Source organism: Kineococcus anabasis, from assembly GCF_054590795.1.
This window is the reverse complement of sequence record NZ_BAAIHU010000009.1, coordinates 303,863-324,605: the sequence shown is the minus strand read 5'-3', so window position 1 is coordinate 324,605 and position 20,743 is coordinate 303,863. Positions and strand designations below refer to the sequence as shown.

The following is a 20,743-nucleotide window of genomic DNA, read 5'->3' as shown; positions in this document are numbered from 1 at the left end:
GTCCCGAGGAGGACCCCCAGTGGCGAAGGCGAAGTTCGAGCGGACTAAGCCGCACGTCAACATCGGCACCATCGGTCACATCGACCACGGGAAGACGACGCTGACTGCGGCCATCACCCGGGTGCTGCACGACAAGTACCCGAACCTGAACCAGGCTTCGGCGTTCGACCAGATCGACAAGGCTCCCGAGGAGCGTCAGCGCGGTATCACCATCTCCATCGCGCACGTCGAGTACCAGACCGAGGCGCGCCACTACGCGCACGTCGACTGCCCTGGTCACGCCGACTACATCAAGAACATGATCACGGGTGCTGCGCAGATGGACGGCGCCATCCTGGTCGTGGCGGCGACCGACGGCCCGATGCCGCAGACGAAGGAGCACGTCATCCTGGCCCGCCAGGTCGGCGTCCCCTACATCGTCGTGGCGCTCAACAAGGCCGACATGGTCGAGGACGAGGAGCTCCTCGAGCTCGTCGAGATGGAGGTGCGCGAGCTCCTCTCCAGCTACGAGTTCCCGGGCGACGACGTCCCGGTCGTGCGCGTCTCGGCGCTGAAGGCGCTCGAGGGCGACGCCGAGTGGGGCGCCAAGCTGCTCGAGCTCATGGACGCGGTCGACACCGCCATCCCGGAGCCGGCGCGCGAGGTCGACCTCCCGTTCCTCATGCCGATCGAGGACGTCTTCACGATCACCGGGCGCGGCACCGTCGTGACCGGCCGCATCGAGCGCGGCATCCTCAAGGTCAACGAGACCGTGGAGATCGTCGGCATCCGCGAGAAGTCGCAGTCGACGACCGTCACCGGCATCGAGATGTTCCGCAAGCTGCTCGACGAGGGCCAGGCCGGCGAGAACGTGGGTCTGCTGCTGCGCGGTCTCAAGCGCGAGGACGTCGAGCGCGGGCAGGTCGTCTGCAAGGCCGGCTCGATCACGCCGCACACGGAGTTCGAGGCGAACTCCTACATCCTGTCCAAGGACGAGGGTGGCCGTCACACGCCGTTCTACAACAACTACCGTCCGCAGTTCTACTTCCGGACCACGGACGTGACCGGCGTCGTGTCGCTGCCCGAGGGCACCGAGATGGTCATGCCCGGTGACAACACCGAGATGATCGTCAACCTCATCCAGCCGATCGCGATGGAGGAGGGCCTCAAGTTCGCGATCCGCGAGGGCGGCCGCACCGTCGGCGCCGGCCGGGTGACGAAGATCCTGAAGTGACCTGAGCGGCGTCAGCCGCTCCGGACGCTCGACAGAACGGGGTGGGCCGAGCAACACGGTCCACCCCGTTCTGCTGGGGCCTGGAAAGCCCTGGATTAGCCAAGGGACACCCGTCTCTGGCAGACTGTTCACGTTGCTGCGCGCCGTTGATGCGGTGGGTTCTGCCCAACGCCAGGTGAGCGGGTGCCGAGAGGTCCTCCTCAGGGAGTGGCTCTGCGGTCAGGACCAGGACAAGACCACACCAGGTAACCGACGTGGGCGTAGTGCGCTCGCAGAGCGCGACACGCCCGACCTCGGGGGTCGGGGTAGGGGAACCAGCCCCGCGCCGCACACGAGTCAGTAGCGGTACGAAGAGAGAGAGTCAGACGACGCCATGGCGGGACAGAAGATCCGCATTCGGCTCAAGGCCTACGACCACGAGGTCATCGACAGCTCGGCGCGCAAGATCGTCGACACGGTGACCCGTACTGGCGCCTCCGTCGCCGGGCCCGTGCCGCTGCCGACCGAGAAGAACGTCTACTGCGTGATCCGCTCGCCGCACAAGTACAAGGACAGCCGCGAGCACTTCGAGATGCGCACGCACAAGCGCCTCATCGACATCATCGACCCCACGCCGAAGACGGTCGACTCGCTCATGCGTCTCGACCTCCCCGCGGGTGTCGACATCGAGATCAAGCTCTGAGGGACTGCACACGATGAGCGACAGGCAAGTGCGAGGGGTGCTCGGCACCAAGCTCGGTATGACCCAGGTGTGGGACGAGGCCAACCGCCTCGTGCCGGTCACCGTGGTCCAGGCCGCGCCGAACGTCGTCACCCAGGTCCGCACCACCGAGAGCGACGGCTACGAGGCCGTCCAGCTGGCCTTCGGGGCCATCGACCCGCGCAAGGCCAACAAGCCGGCCGCCGGGCACTTCGCCAAGGCGGGCGTCGCGCCGCGCCGGCACCTGGTCGAGCTGCGCACGACCGATGCGTCGGGCTACACCGCGGGCCAGGAGGTCACGGTGGAGATCTTCTCCGCCGGGCAGGTCGTCGACGTCGTGGGCACCACCCGCGGCAAGGGCACCGCCGGCGTGATGAAGCGTCACGGCTTCGCGGGTGTGAGCGCCTCCCACGGCGCGCACCGCAACCACCGCAAGCCGGGCTCCATCGGCGGTTGCTCGACGCCGGGCCGCGTGTTCAAGGGTCTGCGCATGGCCGGCCGCATGGGCGCCGAGCGTCAGACCACCCAGAACCTGAAGGTGCACGCCGTCGACGTGGAGAAGGGTCTGCTGCTGATCGCGGGCGCCGTCCCCGGTCCCCGCGGTGGCGTGGTGCTCGTCAAGAACGCCGCCAAGGCGCGCGTCAAGGAGGCCTGAGCTCATGACCGCGACGACCGAGGCCACTGCGCCCCTCACCGTGGACGTGCGGACCGCCGGTGGCGGCACCGCCGGCACCGTGGAGCTGCCGGCCGAGCACTTCGGCGTGCAGACCAACATCCCGCTGATCCACCAGGTCGTGGTGGCGCAGCTCGCCGCCGCCCGCCAGGGCACGCACGACACCAAGAACCGCGGCGAGGTCCGGGGTGGTGGCAAGAAGCCCTACAAGCAGAAGGGCACCGGCCGCGCCCGCCAGGGCTCGCTGCGTGCGCCGCAGTTCACCGGCGGTGGCGTCGTGCACGGCCCGACCCCGCGCAGCTACGTGCAGCGCACCCCGAAGAAGATGAAGGCGGCCGCCCTGCGCGGGGCCCTCTCGGACCGGGCGCGCCACGGGCGCATCCACGTGGTCGACAGCCTCGTCGGCGGGGACGCCCCCTCGACCAAGGCCGCCGTGAACCTCCTCGCCGGGGTCACCGACCGCCGGCACGTGCTCGTCGTCATCGCCCGTGGCGACGACGTGGCGAGCAAGAGCCTGCGCAACGTCGACCGGGTGCACCTGCTGCCCGCCGACCAGCTCAACACGTACGACGTCCTCGTCTCCGACGACGTGGTCTTCACGCGCGCCGCGCTCGAGGCCTTCGTGGCCGGGGCCCCCAGGGGCCGCGGTGCGACCGCGGTGGCGACCGAGTCCGAGGCCGCCGCGCTCGCGGCCTCCGAGGGGAGTGCCCAGTGAGCAACGTCGGCAACGCGCACAAGGACCCGCGCGACATCCTCCTCGCTCCGGTCGTCTCGGAGAAGAGCTACGGCCTGATCGACGAGGGCAAGTACACGTTCATCGTGGACCCCGCGGCGAACAAGACCGAGATCAAGATCGCGGTCGAGCGGATCTTCGGTGTGAAGGTGGCTTCGGTGAACACCGCCAACCGCCAGGGCAAGACCCGGCGCACCAAGTTCGGCACCGGCAAGCGCAAGGACACCAAGCGCGCCATCGTGACGCTGCGCGAAGGCACCATCGACATCTTCGGCGGCTCGGCCGCCTGAGGCGACCGGACCGCAGAAACTATCGAGTCGAGGACGAACTCACATGGGAATCCGCAAGTACAAGCCGACGACGCCTGGCCGGCGCGGCGCCAGCGTCGCCGACTTCGTCGAGGTGACGCGCACGCAGCCGGAGAAGTCGCTCGTCCGCCCGCTCTCCAAGAGCGGCGGCCGCAACAACACCGGCCGGGTGACCACCCGTCACCACGGTGGGGGGCACAAGCGCGCCTACCGGGTCATCGACTTCCGTCGCAACGACAAGGACGGCGTGCCGGCGAAGGTCGCGCACATCGAGTACGACCCCAACCGCACCGCCCGCATCGCGCTGCTGCACTACGTGGACGGCGAGAAGCGCTACATCATCGCGCCGAACCGCCTGAAGCAGGGTGACCAGGTCGAGAACGGGCCCGGTGCCGACATCAAGCCCGGCAACAACCTGCCGCTGCGCAACATCCCCGTCGGCACCGTGATCCACGCCATCGAGCTGCGTCCGGGCGGTGGCGCCAAGATCGCCCGCTCGGCCGGCGCGAGCGTGCAGCTCGTGGCCCGTGAGGGTGCCTTCGCCCAGCTGCGCATGCCCTCCGGCGAGATCCGCAACGTCGACGTGCGCTGCCGCGCCACCGTCGGCGAGGTCGGCAACGCCGAGCAGTCGAACATCAACTGGGGCAAGGCCGGGCGCATGCGCTGGAAGGGCCGCCGCCCCACCGTCCGCGGTGTCGCCATGAACCCGATCGACCACCCGCACGGTGGTGGTGAGGGCAAGACGTCCGGTGGTCGTCACCCCGTGAGCCCCTGGGGCCAGCCTGAGGGCCGCACCCGGCGTCCGGGCAAGGAGAGCGACAAGCTCATCGTCCGTCGCCGTCGTACCGGCAAGAAGCGCTGATAGGAGCACCGGCCACCATGCCTCGCAGCCTGAAGAAGGGTCCCTTCGTCGACGACCACCTCCAGAAGAAGGTGGACGACCAGAACGAGAAGGGCACCCACAACGTCATCCGCACGTGGTCGCGTCGTTCGATGATCACGCCGGAGTTCCTCGGACACACCATCGCGGTGCACGACGGCCGCAAGCACGTCCCCGTCTTCGTGACCGAATCCATGGTGGGGCACAAGCTCGGTGAGTTCGCCCCCACGCGGACCTTCAAGGGCCACGAGAAGGACGACCGCAAGGGTCGTCGCCGCTGACGGCAGCCGCCCCGCCCCCAGGGCGGGGCGCTGGCGCCGAGCGCCCACCACGCAGTGACGAGATCTGAGACAGAAGGCAGGACAGGATGGAAGCCAAGGCGCAGACGCGGTACCTCCGCGTCACGCCCCAGAAGGCGCGCCGAGTCGTCGACCTGATCCGGGGCAAGCAGGCCACCGAGGCGGTCGCCGTGCTGCAGTTCGCCCCCCAGGCGGCGGCGGAGCCGGTCCGCAAGCTCGTGCAGAGCGCGATCGCGAACGCCCGGTTCCTGGCGGACAAGCACTCGCAGGCCTTCGATGAGCGTGACCTCGTCGTGCAGACGGCCTACGTGGACGAGGGGCCGACCATGAAGCGGTTCCGTCCGCGTGCGCAGGGGCGCGCCGGCCGGATCCTGAAGCGCACCAGCCACATCACGGTGGTCGTCGCCCCGCCGGCCGACGGCGCCAAGAAGACGAGGAGGACCCGCTAGTGGGACAGAAGGTCAACCCGCACGGGTTCCGGCTGGGCATCACGACCGACCACAAGAGCCGGTGGTTCGCCGACTCCACGCGTCCCGGTCAGCGCTATGCCGACTACGTGAAGGAGGACGTGGCGATCCGCCGCCTCATGTCCAAGGGCATGGAGCGCGCCGGCATCTCCCGCGTAGAGATCGAGCGCACCCGCGACCGCGTGCGCGTCGACATCCACACCGCCCGGCCGGGCATCGTCATCGGCCGTCGTGGCGCGGAGGCCGACCGCATCCGCGGTGAGCTCGAGAAGCTCACCGGCAAGCAGGTGCAGCTGAACATCCTCGAGGTGAAGAACCCCGAGGTCGACTCCCAGCTCGTCGCCCAGGGCATCGCCGAGCAGCTCGCCAGCCGCGTCTCCTTCCGGCGCGCCATGCGCAAGGGCATGCAGACGTCCCTGCGCTCCGGCGCCAAGGGCATCCGCGTGCAGTGCTCCGGCCGCCTCGGCGGCGCCGAGATGAGCCGCTCGGAGTTCTACCGCGAGGGTCGCGTGCCGCTGCACACCCTGCGCGCGAACATCGACTACGGCTTCTACGAGGCCCGCACCACCTTCGGCCGCATCGGCGTGAAGGTGTGGATCTACCACGGCGACGTGACCAGCCGAGAGCTGGCCCAGTCCCAGGCGACCGCGCCGGGCCGTGCGCCCCGTCGCGGCGAGGGCGGCCCCCGCGGGGCGGGCGCCCGTCGTCCCCGCACCCAGGCGCCCGAGACGTCCACCGCTCCCGCTGCCGAGGCGACCGCGCCGGGTGGCGACGCGGGGGTCGTCACGGAGCAGCCGGCCACCGGCAAGAGCCCGAACGCAACGGAGGCCTGACCGTGCTGATCCCACGTCGTGTCAAGCACCGCAAGCAGCACCACCCGCGTCGTACCGGCGCCGCCACCGGCGGCACCCGGGTGACGTTCGGTGAGTACGGCATCCAGGCGGTCGAGGGCGGCTACATCACCAACCGGCAGATCGAGTCGGCCCGTATCGCGATCACGCGTCACATCCGCCGTGGCGGCAAGGTGTGGATCAACATCTACCCCGACCGCCCGCTGACCAAGAAGCCGGCCGAGACCCGCATGGGTTCCGGCAAGGGCTCGCCGGAGTGGTGGATCGCGAACATCAAGCCCGGACGCGTCATGTTCGAGCTGTCGTTCCCCAACGAGAAGGTCGCTTCGGAGGCGCTGACCCGCGCCATCCACAAGCTGCCGGTGAAGTGCCGGATCGTCCGGCGCGAGGGTGGTGAGGCGTGATGGCAGTCGGGACCAAGGACCTGGCGCCGGAGAAGCTGCGCGATCTGGACGACGCGCAGCTGCTCGAGGAGCTCCGGAAGGCGAAGGAGGAGCTCTTCAACCTGCGCTTCCAGTCCGCCACCGGGCAGCTGGAGAACAACAGCCGGCTGCGGGCCGTCAAGCGTGACATCGCGCGCATCTACACCACCATGCGGGAGCGCGAGCTCGGGATCACCGAGGCGCCCGCCACCAAGGACGCCGAGGAGGCCAAGTGAGCGAGAGCACCGCGCAGGGCCCCGCGACCGGCGAGGCACGTGGCTACCGCAAGACGCGCCGCGGCTACGTCGTGAGCGACAAGATGCAGAAAACCGTGGTCGTCGAGGTCGAGGACCGCGTCAAGCACCCGCTGTACGCCAAGGTCATCCGCCGGACCACCAAGGTCAAGGCGCACGACGAGGTCAACACCGCCGGTGTGGGGGACCTCGTGCTGATCGCCGAGACGCGCCCGCTGTCCGCCACCAAGCGCTGGCGGGTCGTCGAGGTGCTCGAGCGCGCCAAGTGACCGACGGTGGCCCCCGGGCCGCCGTCACGACGTCCACATCAGTTCGGCCAGGCTCGCTCCCCGGCCCCCGGGCCGGGGAGCGAGAACCAGCACGACGAAGGAGTAGAGAGTGATTCAGCAGGAGTCGCGGCTCAAGGTCGCCGACAACACGGGTGCCAAGGAGATCCTCTGCATCCGCGTGCTCGGCGGCTCGGGCCGCCGCTACGCGGGTATCGGCGACGTGATCGTCGCCACCGTGAAGGACGCCATCCCCGGTGGCAACGTGAAGAAGGGCGACGTGGTCAAGGCCGTCATCGTCCGCACCAAGAAGGAGAACCGTCGTGCGGACGGCTCCTACATCCGCTTCGACGAGAACGCCGCGGTGATCCTCCGCAACGACGGCGACCCGCGCGGTACCCGCATCTTCGGGCCGGTCGGCCGGGAGCTGCGCGAGAAGCGCTTCATGCGGATCATCTCGCTGGCTCCGGAGGTGCTCTGACCATGGGGAAGATGCGGATCAAGAAGGGTGACCTCGTGCAGGTCATCACCCGCGTCCGCGGCCGCCGCGACGCGGACGGCAACAAGACGTCGGACCTCGGCAAGCAGGGCAAGGTGCTCGACGTCTTCCCGGACACGCAGCGCGTCCTGGTCGAGGGTGTCAACCAGATCAAGCGCCACACCAAGGCCGGGCCGGGCACCGACGGTGCTGGCGGCATCGTGGTGCGCGAGGCCCCGATCCACGTCAGCAACGTGCAGCTGGTCGACCCGGAGACGAACAAGCCCACCCGCGTGGGCATCCGGACGGAGACGGTGGACAAGAACGGCGTGAGCCGGGTCCAGCGGATCCGCGTCGCCAAGCGCTCGGGTAAGGACATCTGAGATGACTGAGACCATCGAGACCGCGCGCCCGCTGCCGCGCCTGAAGCAGCGCTACCGCGAGGAGATCCGCGGCTCGCTGCAGGAGCAGTTCGGGTACCCGAACGTCATGCTCATCCCCGGCCTGACCAAGGTCGTGGTGAACATGGGTGTCGGCGAGGCCGCCCGCGACTCCAAGCTCATCGACGGCGCGGTCCGCGACCTCACGATCATCACGGGCCAGAAGCCGCAGGTCACCAAGGCACGCAAGTCCATCGCGCAGTTCAAGCTGCGCGAGGGCATGCCCATCGGTGCCCACGTGACGCTGCGCGGGGACCGGATGTGGGAGTTCCTGGACCGCCTGCTCGCGCTGGCGCTCCCGCGCATCCGCGACTTCCGCGGCCTCTCGCCGAAGCAGTTCGACGGCAACGGCAACTACACCTTCGGTCTCACGGAGCAGTCGATGTTCCACGAGATCGACCAGGACCGCATCGACCGCGTGCGTGGCATGGACATCACGGTCGTGACCACAGCGAAGAACGACGAGGAGGGCCGGGCGCTGCTGCGTCTCCTGGGCTTCCCGTTCAAGGAGGCCTGACCGTGGCGAAGACGGCTCTTGTCAACAAGGCGGCGCGCAAGCCCAAGTTCGCGGTGCGCGCCTACACCCGGTGCCAGCGCTGCGGCCGGCCGCACTCGGTCTTCCGCAAGTTCGGCATCTGCCGGATCTGCCTGAGGGAGATGGCCCACCGCGGCGAGCTGCCCGGTGTGACCAAGAGCAGCTGGTGAGTCCCGTGCGGCTCCCGGTGAACGATCTCGTAGTGACGACGCCGCAGGTCCGCTCCGCTGTCCGCGGTGCGGAAACCCCGGCGAGGAAGGGCGGGCGAGCCCGATGACGATGACCGACCCCATCGCGGACATGCTGACGCGTCTGCGCAACGCCAACTCGGCGTACCACGACAGCGTCTCCATGCCGTACAGCAAGCTGAAGTCGCACATCGCGGAGATCCTCCAGCAGGAGGGCTACATCGAGAACTGGAAGGTCGAGGACGCGGAGGTCGGCAAGAAGCTGACCATCGGTCTGAAGTTCGGCCCCAACCGGGAGCGCTCCATCGCGGGCGTGCGCCGGGTCTCGAAGCCGGGTCTGCGCGTGTACGCGAAGTCGACGAACCTGCCGCGGGTGCTCGGCGGCCTGGGCGTGGCGATCCTGTCCACGTCGTCGGGCCTGCTCACCGACAAGCAGGCTTCCAAGAAGGGCGTGGGTGGGGAAGTCCTCGCCTACGTCTGGTGAGAGGGGAGGACAGCTCATGTCTCGCATCGGTCGACTCCCCGTGCCCGTGCCCGCCGGCGTGGATGTGACCATCGACGGTCGCACGGTCACGGTCAAGGGCCCCAAGGGGACCCTCACGCACGACGTCGTGGAGCCCATCGCCGTGGACCGTGCCGAGGACGGCACGATCCAGGTCAGCCGGCCCAACGACGAGCGCGCCGCCAAGGAGCGCCACGGCCTCACCCGCACCCTGATCAGCAACATGGTCGTGGGTGTGACGGAGGGCTACACCAAGCGCCTGGAGATCCACGGCACCGGCTACCGCGTCACCGCGCGGGGCTCGGACCTGGAGTTCGCGCTCGGCTTCAGCCACCCCGTGGTCATCGCGCCCCCGGCGGGCATCACCTTCGCGGTGGAGAACCCGACCCGCTTCTCGGTGCAGGGCATCGACAAGCAGCTGGTCGGCGAGGTCGCCGCCAACATCCGCAAGCTGCGCAAGCCCGACCCGTACAAGGGCAAGGGCGTGCGTCTCGCCGGCGAGGTCATCCGCCGCAAGGTCGGGAAGGCTGGTAAGTAGTCATGTCCCTTGCTACGAAGCGGACCCAGAAGGGCAGCGCGGCCGCCCGTGCGCGTCGCCACACCCGCGTGCGCAAGAAGGTCGTCGGCACCGCCGAGCGGCCCCGCCTGGTCGTGACCCGTTCCGCGCGTCACGTCTTCGTCCAGGTCGTCGACGACAGCGCCGGCAGGACCGTCGCGTCGGCCTCGACCATGGAGGCGGACCTGCGCGCGTCCGGCGACGACAAGTCGGCCAAGGCCCGTCGCGTCGGCGAGCTCGTCGCCGAGCGCGCCAGGGCTGCCGGCATCGAGGCCGTGGTCTTCGACCGCGGCGGCAACCGCTACGCCGGCCGCGTGGCGGCCATCGCCGACGGCGCCCGCGGCGCCGGGCTGGCACTGTGAGCACCGAGCGAGAGATGAGGAACGCCTGATGCCTGGACCCCAGCGCCGCGGCGCCGGCGCCGGTGCGGCCGGTGGCGGCGACAACAACCGTCGTGACGGTCGCCGTGACGGCGGCCGTGACAACCGTCGCGGTGAGAGCGCGGAGCGCAGCAACTTCGTCGAGCGCGTGGTGACCATCAACCGCGTCGCCAAGGTCGTCAAGGGCGGCCGTCGCTTCAGCTTCACCGCCCTCGTGGTCGTGGGCGACTCCGACGGCACCGTCGGTGTCGGCTACGGCAAGGCCAAGGAGGTGCCCGCGGCGATCGCCAAGGGCGTCGAGGAGGCCAAGAAGAACTTCTTCAAGGTGCCGCGCATCCAGGGCACCATCCCGCACCCCATCCAGGGGGAGAAGGCGGCCGGCGTGGTCATGCTGCGTCCCGCCTCCCCGGGTACCGGTGTGATCGCCGGTGGCCCGGTGCGCGCGGTGCTCGAGTGCGCGGGGATCCACGACGTGCTCAGCAAGTCCCTGGGCAGCGACAACGCCATCAACATCGTCCACGCGACGATCGCGGCGCTGCGCGGCCTGGAGCGGCCCGAGCAGGTCGCGGCCCGCCGTGGGCTGCCCGTGGACGCCGTGGCCCCGGCCGCGCTGCTGCGGGCCCGCGCGGAGGGGGCGTCCTGATGGCTCAGCTGAAGGTCACCCAGATCCGCTCGGAGATCGGCGGCAAGCAGAACCAGCGCGACACCCTGCGCAGCCTCGGGCTGCACCGCATCGGGGACGTCGTCGTCAAGGAGGACCGCCCCGAGTTCCGCGGGATGGTCCGCACGGTGGCCCACCTGGTCACCGTCGAGGAGGTTGACTGACCATGGCGAACGAGCACGTGCTCAAGGTGCACCACCTGCGCCCGGCACCGGGCGCCAAGACGGCGAAGACCCGCGTCGGCCGCGGTGAGGCCAGCAAGGGCAAGACCGCCGGGCGCGGCACCAAGGGCACCAAGGCCCGCTACCAGGTGCCCGAGGCCTTCGAGGGCGGGCAGATGCCGCTGCACATGCGGCTGCCCAAGCTCCGCGGCTTCAAGAACCCGTTCCGCGTCGAGTACCAGGTTGTCAACCTGGACAAGCTCGCCTCGCTCTTCCCGGACGGGGGGACGGTGACCGTGGAGGACCTCGTCGCCAAGGGCGCCGTCCGTGCGGGCCACCTCGTCAAGGTGCTCGGCACCGGCGAGGTCGGCGTGGCGCTGCAGGTGAGCGCGCACCGCTTCTCGGCCAGCGCCGAGCAGAAGATCACCGCGGCGGGTGGCAGCACCACCCAGCTCTGACGGCCGGCCGGACGCGGCGGCAACGGACAGCACGACGCAACGGTCCGTTGCCGCCGCGTTCCCGTTCCCGCACGGGGTAGGGTCGATGCGCCGGAGGCGGGGTCGTCACCGGCGGGGTCAGTCCCCGCACCACCGACAGGCACCACCCATCAGCGTCAGCACTCCGCCCTCACGGCGGTGCAGGAGGTCACGTGCTCACCGCTTTGGCTCGGGCGTTCCGGACGCCGGACCTGCGCCGGAAGCTCCTCTTCACGCTCGGCATCATCGTGATCTTCCGGGTGGGCTCCTTCATCCCCACTCCCGGGGTCAGCTACACCGCCGTGCAGGAGTGTCTGGAGCAGGCCAGGACCAGCAGCAGCCTCCTCGGGCTGGTCAACCTCTTCAGCGGCGGAGCGCTCCTCCAGCTGTCCGTCTTCGCGCTCGGGATCATGCCGTACATCACGGCGAGCATCATCGTGCAGCTGCTCACCGTGGTCATCCCGCGCTTCGAGGAGCTGAAGAAGGAGGGGCAGACGGGCACCGCGAAGCTGACGCAGTACACGCGGTACCTCACCATCGCCCTGGCCATCCTGCAGTCGACGACGTACGTGTCCATCGCGCGCGAGCCCTCGCGGCTCTTCGGCGCGCAGTGCACGGCGCAGGTGGTGCCCGACCAGAGCGTCCACATCCTGGCGCTGATGGTGCTCGTGATGACCGCCGGTACCGGCCTGATCATGTGGATGGGCGAGCTGATCACCGAGCGCGGTGTCGGCAACGGCATGTCGCTGCTCATCTTCACGTCCATCGCCGCGACCTTCCCGACCTCGATCTGGGCGATCGGCCGGGAGAACGGCTACGGGATCATGGCGGCCGTCATCTTCATCGGCCTCTTCGTGGTGGCCGCGGTCGTGGCCGTGGAGCAGTCGCAGCGCCGCGTGCCGGTGCAGTACGCCAAGCGCATGATCGGCCGGCGGATGTACGGCGGGACGAGCACGTACATCCCGCTGAAGGTCAACATGGCCGGCGTCATCCCGATCATCTTCGCCTCCTCCCTGCTGTACCTGCCCGCGCTGGTGGCGCAGTTCAACGACCCGCGCGCGGAGTGGGTGCTGTGGATCGACCGGTACCTGGTGCGCGGCGACCACCCGCTCTACATGGCCCTGTACTTCCTGCTCATCATCTTCTTCGCGTACTTCTACGTGGCGATCACGTTCAACCCGGACGAGGTCGCGGAGAACATGCGCAAGTACGGCGGCTTCATCCCCGGGGTGCGGGCCGGGCGGCCGACGGCCGAGTACCTTGACTACATCCTCACTCGCATCACGCTTCCCGGCGCGCTCTACCTGGGTCTGGTCTCCCTGATCCCGCTGATCGCACTGGTGCTCTTCAACGCCAACCAGAACTTCCCCTTCGGGGGTACGTCGATCCTCATCGTGGTCGGCGTGGGTCTGGAGACGGTGAAGCAGATCGAGTCCCAGTTGCAGCAGCGGAACTACGAAGGATTCTTGCGATGACCCGTCTCGTCCTCCTGGGCCCGCCCGGCGCGGGCAAGGGCACGCAGGCCGCGCGGCTCGCCGCGCGCCTCGGCGTGCCGGCCATCTCCACCGGCGACATCTTCCGGGCCAACGTCGCCCAGGGGACAGAACTGGGGGTGACCGCCAAGGAGTACATCGACGCGGGCAAGTACGTCCCCGACGAGGTCACCAACGCGATGGTGCGCAGCCGGCTGGCCGAGGCGGACGTGGTGGACGGCTTCATCCTCGACGGCTACCCGCGGACCACCGACCAGGTGCGCGAGCTCGACACGATGCTCTCGGAGGCGGGGCTGCAGCTCGCCGCGGTCGTGGAGATCACGGCCGATCGCGACGAGCTGGTGCGCCGGCTGCTGGCGCGCGCCGGCGAGCAGGGCCGCAGCGACGACACCGAGGACGTCATCCGCGAGCGGCAGCGCGTCTACGCCGAGCAGACGGCCCCGCTGGTGGAGGTGTACGCCGAGCGCGCCCTGCTGCGCCGGGTCGACGGCCTCGGGCCGATCGACGAGGTGACCGCGCGCATGCTGGCCGCTCTCGGGCAGGAGCCCTCCTGAGGGCAGCGGCCGCCCGGGTCCCGGTGTGAGCGTCTTCTCCCGGGACCGGATCGAGTGGAAGACCCCGGAGCAGGTGCGCCGCATGCGCCGCGCCGGGGTCCTCACCGCAGGCGCCCTGGAGCGGGTCCGCGCGGAGCTGCGGCCGGGCGTGACGACGGCGGACCTGGACGCGGTGGCGGCGGAGGTGATCCGCTCCGGTGGCGGCACCTCCTCCTTCCTGGGCTACCACGGCTACCCGGCGACGCTGTGCGTGTCCGTCAACGAGGTCGTCGTCCACGGCATCCCCGGGGACCGGGTGCTCCGCGAGGGGGACGTCGTCTCGGTGGACTGCGGCGCGGTCGTGGACGGCTGGCACGGGGACTCCGCGTTCACCGCCGTCGTGGGCGAGCCCGCCGACCCAGGTGACGCGGAGCTGGTCGAGGTGACCCGCCGCGCGCTCTGGGCGGGCATCGCGGCGCTGGACGGCCGCGGCCGCCTCGGGGACGTGGGGGCGGCGGTCGAGGACTGCGTCGACGGGCGCCTCGGCATCGTGGACGGCTACACGGGACACGGCATCGGCACCCAGATGCACCAGGCGCCGGAGGTGCTGAACTACCGGGTGCGCGAGCGCGGGCCGAAGGTGCGGCCCGGGCTGTGCGTGGCCGTGGAGCCCATGTGCACCCGTGGTGGCGAGGACACCGCCGTGCTCGAGGACGAGTGGACCGTCGTCACGACCGACGGCTCCCGCGCGGCGCACTGGGAGCACACGGTGGCGGTGCTGGAGGACGGGCTGTGGGTCCTGACGGCACCCGACGGGGGAGCGGCCGAGCTGCGCGAGCGCGGCGCGCGGCTGTCGGCGCTGGCGGCGCAGGGTTGAGACCCGCCGGCCCGGTTCCCGCGGCGTTCCCGCGATTTCGTTCCACGTCCACAGTCCACTAGAATCGATCCTCGGTCCGCCCTGCCTACCGTTCGATCGGTACGCCTGCTCCTCGGCGCAGGGGTGTGTCCGGCCCACAGCACCTCGAGAGCCCTGACGGAAAAGCGGAGGACATGCCGAAGAAGGACGGCGTCATCGAGATCGAAGGCACCGTGATCGAGGCCCTGCCGAACGCGATGTTCCGCGTCGAGCTGAGCAACGGTCACAAGGTGCTCGCCCACATCTCGGGGAAGATGCGGCAGCACTACATCCGCATCCTCCCCGAGGACCGGGTCGTCGTCGAGCTCAGCCCCTACGACCTGTCCCGCGGGCGCATCGTCTACCGCTACAAGTGACAGCCGCCGCAGGTCCCGCACGTCCACCCGGGCGCATGCGGGTGCCCGCACGACCGGAGACGTGATGAAGGTCAAGCCCAGCGTCAAGAAGATCTGCGACAAGTGCAAGGTGATCCGCCGCCACGGGCGCGTGATGGTCATCTGCGACAACCTGCGCCACAAGCAGCGCCAGGGCTGAGCCACCGGCGGACCGCGGTAGCGGACCGCTGACGGTCCAGCACCCCAGAGCGCAGCACCTCCCCGGCCGCCGAGCCGGGGGACACCCCCGGTCGGAGGCCGGGGACCCGCCCCACGGGGCGGGAGCGGTGCTGCGGCAGACCTCCGTGATGGAAGAGGAACAACCACATGGCACGTCTCGTCGGCGTGGACCTGCCCCGCGAGAAGCGGGCGGAGATCGCGCTCACCTACATCTTCGGCGTCGGCCGCACCCGTGCGAAGGAGACGCTGGCCGCGACCGGCGTCAGCCCGGACACGCGGGTGCGCGACCTCTCGGACGACGAGCTCGTCCGGCTGCGCGACCACATCGAGGGCAACTACCGGGTCGAGGGTGACCTGCGCCGCGAGGTGGCCGCCGACATCCGCCGCAAGGTGGAGATCGGGAGCTACGAGGGCCTGCGTCACCGCCGGGGCCTGCCCGTGCGCGGGCAGCGCACGAAGACCAACGCGCGCACCCGCAAGGGACCGAAGCGCACCGTCGCCGGCAAGAAGAAGCCGGGCCGCAAGTAACACCCGGCGGCCTCGCCGCCTCTCCCGCGAGCGCCCCGCTCGCAGCGCCCCGAGGTCACGCCGCCGGTGCGGACCTGCCACGTCGTTCCCTGGAGTTCACCGCATGCCCCCCAAGAGCCGCACGGCCACCGGCGCGCGCAAGCCGCGCCGCAAGGAGAAGAAGAACGTCTCCCACGGCCACGCCCACATCAAGAGCACGTTCAACAACACGATCGTGTCGATCACCGACCCGACGGGCGCCGTCATCGCCTGGGCCTCCGCCGGCCAGGTCGGCTTCAAGGGCTCCCGCAAGTCGACGCCCTTCGCCGCGCAGATGGCGGCCGAGGCCGCTGCCCGTCGTGCGCAGGAGCACGGCATGCGCAAGGTCGACGTGTTCGTCAAGGGTCCGGGTTCCGGCCGTGAGACGGCCATCCGCTCGCTCCAGGCCACCGGCTTGGAGGTCGGCGCGATCCAGGACGTGACCCCCAGCCCGCACAACGGCTGCCGTCCGCCCAAGCGCCGCCGCGTCTGACGCCGCCGGCGTGCTCCGCGCCGCGCCGGGCCCCTGGTCACACCGGGGGCCCGGCACCGGTGCGAGAACACGCGGGAGCCCTCCACCGAGGAGGCCGGCTCCCAGCAGTCGTGAAGGACCCCGCCGGTGGACCGATGCCGACGGGTTCGCGGGACGTCATATGGCGGACGTCCGCGGGAAGGAGATGCAGTGCTCATCGCACAGCGCCCCACGCTCACCGAGGACGTCATCGGTGACTACCGCTCCCGGTTCGTGATCGAGCCGCTGGAGCCGGGCTTCGGCTACACCCTGGGCAACTCGCTGCGCCGCACGCTGCTCTCGTCCATCCCCGGCGCGGCGGTCACGAGCATCCGCATCGACGGCGTGCTGCACGAGTTCACGAGCGTGCCGGGCGTCAAGGAGGACGTGACCGAGCTCGTCCTCAACATCAAGAACCTCGTCGTCTCCAGCGAGCACGACGAGCCGGTCGTGATGTACCTGCGCAAGCAGGGACCCGGCGTCGTCACCGCCGCCGACATCGCCCCGCCCGCCGGGGTGGAGGTCCACAACCCCGAGCTGCACATCGCCACGCTCAACGCCAAGGGCAAGCTCGAGCTGGAGCTGACCGTCGAGCGCGGTCGCGGCTACGTCTCGGCGCAGCAGAACAAGACCGGTGAGCAGGAGATCGGCCGCATCCCGGTCGACTCCATCTACTCGCCGGTGCTGAAGGTGACCTACAAGGTCGAGGCCACGCGCGTGGAGCAGCGCACGGACTTCGACCGGCTGGTCGTGGACGTCGAGACGAAGCGCTCGATCCCCCCGCGCGACGCCGTCGCCTCCGCCGGCAAGACGCTGACGGAGCTGTTCGGCCTGGCCCGGGAGCTCAACGTCGACGCCGAGGGCATCGACATGGGCCCCTCGCCCACCGACGCCGCCCTGGCGGCCGACCTCGCGCTGGAGATCGAGGCGCTGGACCTCACCGTCCGCTCCTACAACTGCCTCAAGCGCGAGGGCATCCACAGCGTCGGGGAGCTGGTCTCGCGCAGCGAGGCCGACCTCCTCGACATCCGCAACTTCGGGCAGAAGTCCATCGACGAGGTCAAGGCGAAGCTCGCCGGGATGGGTCTGCACCTGAAGGACAGCCCGCCCGGGTTCGACCCGAGCGCCGTCGTCAACGACTTCGAGGAGGACGACACGTCCTTCGCCGAGGACGAGCAGCTCTGACCGACCGGCCGTGGCGCCCCTGACCCGGGCGCCACGGCGACCACCCCGAGGAGATCGACAACCATGCCCACCCCCACCAAGGGTCCGCGGCTCGGCGGCGGGCCGGCGCACGAGCGGCTCATCCTCGCGAACCTCGCGACCCAGCTCTTCGAGCACCGCAGCATCACCACCACCGAGGCCAAGGCCAAGCGCCTGCGCCCGCTGGCGGAGCACCTCATCACCAAGGCCAAGCGCGGTGACCTCGCCAACCGTCGCCGGGTCATGCAGACCATCCGCGACAAGAGCGTCGTGCACTTCCTCTTCACCGAGATCGCCCCGGCCATGTCGGAGCGCCAGGGTGGCTACACCCGCATCGTGAAGATCGGCCCGCGCAAGGGCGACAACGCCCCCATGGCGGTCATCCAGCTCGTCATGGAGCCGGTGAGCGCCAAGCAGGCCACCGTCCGCGAGGCGGAGCGGGCCGCGGCCGCCGCCGCGCCGGTCGCGACCACCGGTGAGCTGGCGGCCGAGGGCACGACCGAGGCGACGCAGCCCAGCGCCGCCACGCACGAGGGCGACGCGATCGCCGAGGACACCGGCACCCTCACCACCGCCGACGTCGAGCCGGGCGTGGAGGGCGGCGAGACCGCCCAGCAGGCCGACGGCGGCGAGGCCGACCAGCCCGCCGACGGCGAGGGCAAGGCCTGAGCGACCTCAGGCCCGTGCGCGGTCCCGAGCCCGCCCTCCCCGACCAGGGGAGCGGCGGGCTCGGCCGCGTCCCGGCGCAGGAGACGCTGCGCGTACGCCTGGACCTGGGCTACGACGGCACCGGCTTCTCCGGCTGGGCCGCCCAGCCCGGCCTGCGCACCGTCGAGCAGACCCTGGCCGAGGGGCTGCAGCGCGTGCTGCGCCTCCCGGCGCCCCCGCGGCTCGTCGTGGCCGGGCGCACCGACGCCGGGGTGCACGCCCGCGGGCAGGTCGCCCACGCCGACGTGCCCGCCGCGGCGTGGAGCGCGCTGCCGGGCCGCTCCGACCGGCCCCCGGCCCAGGCCCTCGTGCGGCGCCTGGCGGGGGTGCTGCCGCCCGACGTGCGGGTGCACGCCGCGTCGCAGGCCCCCGCGGGTTTCGACGCGCGCTTCTCCGCCGTGCAGCGCCGCTACGCCTACCGCGTCAGCGACCACCCCGCCGGGGCGGAGCCGCTGAGGCGCCACGACGTGCTCGCGTGGCGGCGCCCCCTCGACGCGGGCGCCATGGACGCCGCGGCGGCGCGGCTGGTGGGACTGCACGACTTCGCGGCCTTCTGCCGGCCCCGCGAGGGGGCCACCACCATCCGCACGCTGCTGCGCTACTCCTGGCGGCGCGCGGAGGACGGGCTGCTCGTGGCCGACGTGCAGGCGGACGCCTTCTGCCACTCCATGGTGCGCGCGCTCGTCGGGGCGCTGCTGCCCGTGGGGGAGGGCCGTCGCGAGGAGGCCTGGCCCGCGCAGGTCCTGGGCGCACGCCGCCGCGACGGGGCGGTCGCGGTGGTCCCGCCGCACGGGCTGACCCTGGAGGAGGTGTCCTACCCGCCGCCGCAGGAGCTGGCGCTGCGGGCACGCCAGGCCCGCGCCGTGCGGGAGCTGCCGGCACCCTGAGGCGCGGGCGGCGCGGTGAACCCGGCGAGCGGGCCACGGCGGGCGGCCGGTTCGGGCAGTCTGTGCGGATGCCCACGCTCGTCGTCGTCCGTCACGCCAAGGCCGCCAGCCCCGCAGGCCTCCCCGACTTCGACCGCCCCCTGTCGCCCCGGGGCAGGCGGGACGCGGTCGCCGCGGCGCAGTGGCTGCGGGAGAACGTGCCCGCCCCGGGACTGGTGGTGACCTCCCCGGCCCGGCGCGCCGAGGAGACCACCAACGCCCTGCTCACCGCGTGGGACCCCGCGCCGCCGGTGGTGACCGAGGAGCGGGTGTACGAGGCGTCCCTGGGCGACCTGCTGCTGGTGGTGCGCGGCCTCGACGAGCCGGGGGCGGTCGTGCTCGTCGGGCACAACCCCGGCCTCAGCGTCCTCGTGGAGGACCTCGCCACCGAGGTCCTGGAGCTGGCCACGACGGGGATCGCGGTGGTGGAGGTGCCGGGGGACTGGGCGGACGCCGGCCCGCACGGGTGCACCGTCACCCGCGTGCACACCGCGCGCGCCCCGCACGACCCCGACGAGCTGTTCTGAGGCGCGCCCCCGTCGCGTGCGCGCGGGGCGGGGACGGGGTGCGTCAGCGTCCCCGCTCGCCGCGCAGCCGCCGCTGCTCGCGGGCGATGGTCTTCCACCGGCGCAGCTGCTCCGTCCGCAGCCGCTGGTCGGTGCGCGCAGCGGTGTGCGCCTCCTCCCGCTGCAGCCGGCGGTAGCTGTCGAGCCGGCGCTGCGGCAGGCCCCCGTCCGCGACGGCCTCCAGCACCGCGCAGCCGGGCTCGACGGTGTGCCCGCAGTCCGCGAAACGGCAGCCGGCGACGAGATCCGTGACGTCGGAGAAGGTCCGCGCCAGGCCGTCGGCGCCCTCGGGCACCCCGACGGCCCGCAGCCCGGGGGTGTCGACGAGGACGCCCCCGCCCGGCAGCGGCAGCAGCTCCCGGCGCACGCTGGTGTGCCGGCCCTTGCCGTCGACGCCGCGCACGGCCCCGACGGCCACGGCGTCGTACCCGAGGAGGGCGTTGGCGACGCTGGACTTGCCGGCGCCGGAGGGCCCGACGAGCACGGCGGTGCCCGTCACGGCCGCGGCGAGCCCGGCCAGGCCCTGGCCGGTCAGCGTGCTCACCGCGACGACGTCCGCACCGGGCGCGGCGGCCGCGACCTCCTCCACCTCCGGGGCGGGGTCGTCCACGAGGTCCGTCTTCGTCAGGACCACGACGGGCCGCGCGCCGCTGTCCCACGCCAGGGTGAGCAGGCGCTCCACCCGGCCCAGGCGCAGCCGCACGTCGAGGGGGACGGTGACCAGCACGACGTCGACGTTGGCGGCGAGGACCTGCGGCAGCGAGCGCCCGCCCGTGTCGGGGCGCAGGAGCGCGCTGCGGCGGGGCAGCACCGCCTCCAGCCGGGGCCCGCTGCCGGCGCCGTCGCCGAGCGCGACCCAGTCGCCGGTGGCGGGAGCGGTGGAGGGGTCGGCGGCCAGCGCGGCCGGGACCGCCGCGCGCACGGTGCCGGAGGCGGTCAGGACGTCGCACGCGTCCCGGTCCCGGCGGGCGACGCGGCCGGGGACCCGGCGGGGGAGGCCGGCGCCGGGGGCAGAGGCGCAGGTGGCCTCCCAGACGGCCGCCCACGTCCCGTCCCAGCCGTAGCGGGCCAGGACGGTGTCCGGCTGCCCGGAGGTGCCCCCGGGCTCCTGGAGGGCCTCCAGCGGCGCCGGGGGGCCCGGTGGCGGGGTCTGCGGGGTGGCCCCCGGGGTGGTCTGCGGGGTGGGCCGGGACGTGGTCTGCGGGGTGGGGCTGGACTGCTGGTGCACTTCGGGCTCCTGGCGGGTTGCCCCGCCGGGCTCTCAGCGGCGGCGGGTGCGGGGGAGGGGGCTCAGGACGTGCTGCACGACGGTCACGGTCCCCACCTCCTCCTCGTCCCGCCGGT

34 protein-coding genes are annotated in these 20,743 nt (G+C 71.5%); 33 read left to right on the top strand and 1 reads right to left on the bottom strand.

Features of this window, described 5'->3' with window-relative positions:
- Window positions 1-19: 19 nt before the first annotated feature.
- From tuf to ACYQBY_RS15895, 33 genes are all read left to right on the top strand, one after another.
- On the top strand, window positions 20-1,213 hold the full coding sequence (tuf, locus tag ACYQBY_RS16055) for an elongation factor Tu (RefSeq protein ID WP_459644878.1): 1,194 nt from the start codon (window positions 20-22) through the stop codon (window positions 1,211-1,213).
- 373 nt (window positions 1,214-1,586) lie between these two features.
- Window positions 1,587-1,895 carry a 30S ribosomal protein S10 gene (gene rpsJ / locus ACYQBY_RS16050; protein ID WP_012084982.1) on the top strand — a complete coding sequence of 103 codons (309 nt, stop codon included), beginning with the start codon at window positions 1,587-1,589 and terminating at the stop codon, window positions 1,893-1,895.
- Between the two features lie 13 nt (window positions 1,896-1,908).
- Window positions 1,909-2,568, top strand: coding sequence for a 50S ribosomal protein L3 (rplC, locus tag ACYQBY_RS16045; RefSeq protein ID WP_459644877.1), 660 nt, complete (start codon window positions 1,909-1,911; stop codon window positions 2,566-2,568).
- Window positions 2,569-2,572: 4 nt separating this feature from the next.
- Complete coding sequence (gene rplD / locus ACYQBY_RS16040) at window positions 2,573-3,301, top strand: 50S ribosomal protein L4 (protein ID WP_459644876.1); 729 nt, start codon at window positions 2,573-2,575, stop codon at window positions 3,299-3,301.
- Window positions 3,298-3,609, top strand: a complete 312-nt coding sequence (gene rplW, locus ACYQBY_RS16035) for a 50S ribosomal protein L23 (protein ID WP_459644875.1) — start codon at window positions 3,298-3,300, stop codon at window positions 3,607-3,609. The genes rplD and rplW overlap by 4 nt, the downstream gene beginning before the upstream one ends.
- 43 nt (window positions 3,610-3,652) lie before the next feature.
- Window positions 3,653-4,489: a 50S ribosomal protein L2 gene (gene rplB, locus ACYQBY_RS16030; protein ID WP_459644874.1), complete on the top strand. Its 837-nt coding sequence runs from the start codon at window positions 3,653-3,655 to the stop codon at window positions 4,487-4,489.
- A gap of 17 nt (window positions 4,490-4,506) precedes the next feature.
- Window positions 4,507-4,788: a 30S ribosomal protein S19 gene (rpsS, locus tag ACYQBY_RS16025; RefSeq protein WP_459644873.1), complete on the top strand. Its 282-nt coding sequence runs from the start codon at window positions 4,507-4,509 to the stop codon at window positions 4,786-4,788.
- Window positions 4,789-4,874: 86 nt separating this feature from the next.
- Entirely contained in the window at window positions 4,875-5,255 is a 381-nt protein-coding gene (gene rplV, locus ACYQBY_RS16020) for a 50S ribosomal protein L22 (protein WP_459644872.1), read from the top strand.
- Complete coding sequence (gene rpsC / locus ACYQBY_RS16015; RefSeq protein ID WP_459644871.1) at window positions 5,255-6,106, top strand: 30S ribosomal protein S3; 852 nt, start codon at window positions 5,255-5,257, stop codon at window positions 6,104-6,106. Before rplV ends, rpsC begins: the two co-directional genes overlap by 1 nt.
- Before the next feature lie 2 nt (window positions 6,107-6,108).
- Entirely contained in the window at window positions 6,109-6,528 is a 420-nt protein-coding gene (gene rplP, locus ACYQBY_RS16010) for a 50S ribosomal protein L16 (RefSeq protein ID WP_459644870.1), read from the top strand.
- Entirely contained in the window at window positions 6,528-6,782 is a 255-nt protein-coding gene (gene rpmC, locus ACYQBY_RS16005) for a 50S ribosomal protein L29 (RefSeq protein WP_459644869.1), read from the top strand. Before rplP ends, rpmC begins: the two co-directional genes overlap by 1 nt.
- Complete coding sequence (rpsQ, locus tag ACYQBY_RS16000) at window positions 6,779-7,069, top strand: 30S ribosomal protein S17 (RefSeq protein ID WP_459644868.1); 291 nt, start codon at window positions 6,779-6,781, stop codon at window positions 7,067-7,069. The genes rpmC and rpsQ overlap by 4 nt, the downstream gene beginning before the upstream one ends.
- Before the next feature lie 109 nt (window positions 7,070-7,178).
- On the top strand, window positions 7,179-7,547 hold the full coding sequence (rplN, locus tag ACYQBY_RS15995) for a 50S ribosomal protein L14 (RefSeq protein WP_459644867.1): 369 nt from the start codon (window positions 7,179-7,181) through the stop codon (window positions 7,545-7,547).
- 2 nt (window positions 7,548-7,549) lie between these two features.
- Window positions 7,550-7,927 carry a 50S ribosomal protein L24 gene (rplX, locus tag ACYQBY_RS15990; RefSeq protein WP_459644866.1) on the top strand — a complete coding sequence of 126 codons (378 nt, stop codon included), beginning with the start codon at window positions 7,550-7,552 and terminating at the stop codon, window positions 7,925-7,927.
- A gap of 1 nt (window position 7,928) precedes the next feature.
- Window positions 7,929-8,501 (top strand): 50S ribosomal protein L5, encoded by a 573-nt coding sequence (gene rplE, locus ACYQBY_RS15985; RefSeq protein ID WP_459644865.1) that lies wholly within the window; start codon window positions 7,929-7,931, stop codon window positions 8,499-8,501.
- Window positions 8,502-8,503: 2 nt separating this feature from the next.
- Complete coding sequence (locus tag ACYQBY_RS15980) at window positions 8,504-8,689, top strand: type Z 30S ribosomal protein S14 (protein ID WP_345710343.1); 186 nt, start codon at window positions 8,504-8,506, stop codon at window positions 8,687-8,689.
- Window positions 8,690-8,792: 103 nt separating this feature from the next.
- Complete coding sequence (gene rpsH, locus ACYQBY_RS15975) at window positions 8,793-9,191, top strand: 30S ribosomal protein S8 (RefSeq protein ID WP_459644864.1); 399 nt, start codon at window positions 8,793-8,795, stop codon at window positions 9,189-9,191.
- 16 nt (window positions 9,192-9,207) lie between these two features.
- Window positions 9,208-9,747, top strand: coding sequence for a 50S ribosomal protein L6 (gene rplF / locus ACYQBY_RS15970; RefSeq protein WP_459644863.1), 540 nt, complete (start codon window positions 9,208-9,210; stop codon window positions 9,745-9,747).
- Between the two features lie 2 nt (window positions 9,748-9,749).
- On the top strand, window positions 9,750-10,127 hold the full coding sequence (rplR, locus tag ACYQBY_RS15965; RefSeq protein ID WP_459644862.1) for a 50S ribosomal protein L18: 378 nt from the start codon (window positions 9,750-9,752) through the stop codon (window positions 10,125-10,127).
- A 28-nt stretch (window positions 10,128-10,155) separates the two neighbouring features.
- On the top strand, window positions 10,156-10,788 hold the full coding sequence (rpsE, locus tag ACYQBY_RS15960) for a 30S ribosomal protein S5 (protein ID WP_459644861.1): 633 nt from the start codon (window positions 10,156-10,158) through the stop codon (window positions 10,786-10,788).
- Entirely contained in the window at window positions 10,788-10,970 is a 183-nt protein-coding gene (gene rpmD / locus ACYQBY_RS15955) for a 50S ribosomal protein L30 (protein ID WP_459644860.1), read from the top strand. The genes rpsE and rpmD overlap by 1 nt, the downstream gene beginning before the upstream one ends.
- 2 nt (window positions 10,971-10,972) lie before the next feature.
- A complete protein-coding gene (rplO, locus tag ACYQBY_RS15950) occupies window positions 10,973-11,425 on the top strand; it encodes a 50S ribosomal protein L15 (protein ID WP_459644859.1) in 453 nt (150 codons plus the stop codon).
- A 191-nt stretch (window positions 11,426-11,616) separates the two neighbouring features.
- A complete protein-coding gene (gene secY / locus ACYQBY_RS15945) occupies window positions 11,617-12,918 on the top strand; it encodes a preprotein translocase subunit SecY (protein ID WP_459644858.1) in 1,302 nt (433 codons plus the stop codon).
- Window positions 12,915-13,490 carry an adenylate kinase gene (locus ACYQBY_RS15940; protein ID WP_459644857.1) on the top strand — a complete coding sequence of 192 codons (576 nt, stop codon included), beginning with the start codon at window positions 12,915-12,917 and terminating at the stop codon, window positions 13,488-13,490. Before secY ends, ACYQBY_RS15940 begins: the two co-directional genes overlap by 4 nt.
- Window positions 13,491-13,515: 25 nt before the next feature.
- The gene (gene map / locus ACYQBY_RS15935) at window positions 13,516-14,346 is read left to right on the top strand and encodes a type I methionyl aminopeptidase (RefSeq protein ID WP_459644856.1); all 831 of its coding nucleotides are present in this window, start codon (window positions 13,516-13,518) and stop codon (window positions 14,344-14,346) included.
- Window positions 14,347-14,519: 173 nt separating this feature from the next.
- The gene (gene infA / locus ACYQBY_RS15930) at window positions 14,520-14,741 is read left to right on the top strand and encodes a translation initiation factor IF-1 (RefSeq protein ID WP_012084955.1); all 222 of its coding nucleotides are present in this window, start codon (window positions 14,520-14,522) and stop codon (window positions 14,739-14,741) included.
- Between the two features lie 64 nt (window positions 14,742-14,805).
- Window positions 14,806-14,919: a 50S ribosomal protein L36 gene (rpmJ, locus tag ACYQBY_RS15925; protein ID WP_003956441.1), complete on the top strand. Its 114-nt coding sequence runs from the start codon at window positions 14,806-14,808 to the stop codon at window positions 14,917-14,919.
- Between the two features lie 167 nt (window positions 14,920-15,086).
- The gene (rpsM, locus tag ACYQBY_RS15920) at window positions 15,087-15,467 is read left to right on the top strand and encodes a 30S ribosomal protein S13 (protein WP_459644855.1); all 381 of its coding nucleotides are present in this window, start codon (window positions 15,087-15,089) and stop codon (window positions 15,465-15,467) included.
- A gap of 103 nt (window positions 15,468-15,570) precedes the next feature.
- Window positions 15,571-15,978, top strand: a complete 408-nt coding sequence (gene rpsK / locus ACYQBY_RS15915; protein WP_459644854.1) for a 30S ribosomal protein S11 — start codon at window positions 15,571-15,573, stop codon at window positions 15,976-15,978.
- Between the two features lie 189 nt (window positions 15,979-16,167).
- Window positions 16,168-17,181, top strand: coding sequence for a DNA-directed RNA polymerase subunit alpha (locus ACYQBY_RS15910; RefSeq protein ID WP_459644853.1), 1,014 nt, complete (start codon window positions 16,168-16,170; stop codon window positions 17,179-17,181).
- Window positions 17,182-17,244: 63 nt separating this feature from the next.
- Window positions 17,245-17,868 carry a 50S ribosomal protein L17 gene (gene rplQ, locus ACYQBY_RS15905; RefSeq protein WP_459644852.1) on the top strand — a complete coding sequence of 208 codons (624 nt, stop codon included), beginning with the start codon at window positions 17,245-17,247 and terminating at the stop codon, window positions 17,866-17,868.
- An 86-nt stretch (window positions 17,869-17,954) separates the two neighbouring features.
- Window positions 17,955-18,794: a tRNA pseudouridine(38-40) synthase TruA gene (gene truA / locus ACYQBY_RS15900; RefSeq protein WP_459645107.1), complete on the top strand. Its 840-nt coding sequence runs from the start codon at window positions 17,955-17,957 to the stop codon at window positions 18,792-18,794.
- Between the two features lie 68 nt (window positions 18,795-18,862).
- Window positions 18,863-19,360: a SixA phosphatase family protein gene (locus ACYQBY_RS15895; RefSeq protein ID WP_459644851.1), complete on the top strand. Its 498-nt coding sequence runs from the start codon at window positions 18,863-18,865 to the stop codon at window positions 19,358-19,360.
- Window positions 19,361-19,403: 43 nt separating this feature from the next.
- On the opposite strand, the gene rsgA is transcribed toward ACYQBY_RS15895, so the two are convergent.
- Window positions 19,404-20,522, bottom strand: a complete 1,119-nt coding sequence (gene rsgA, locus ACYQBY_RS15890; protein ID WP_459645106.1) for a ribosome small subunit-dependent GTPase A — start codon at window positions 20,520-20,522, stop codon at window positions 19,404-19,406.
- Between the last annotated feature and the right edge of the window lie 221 nt (window positions 20,523-20,743).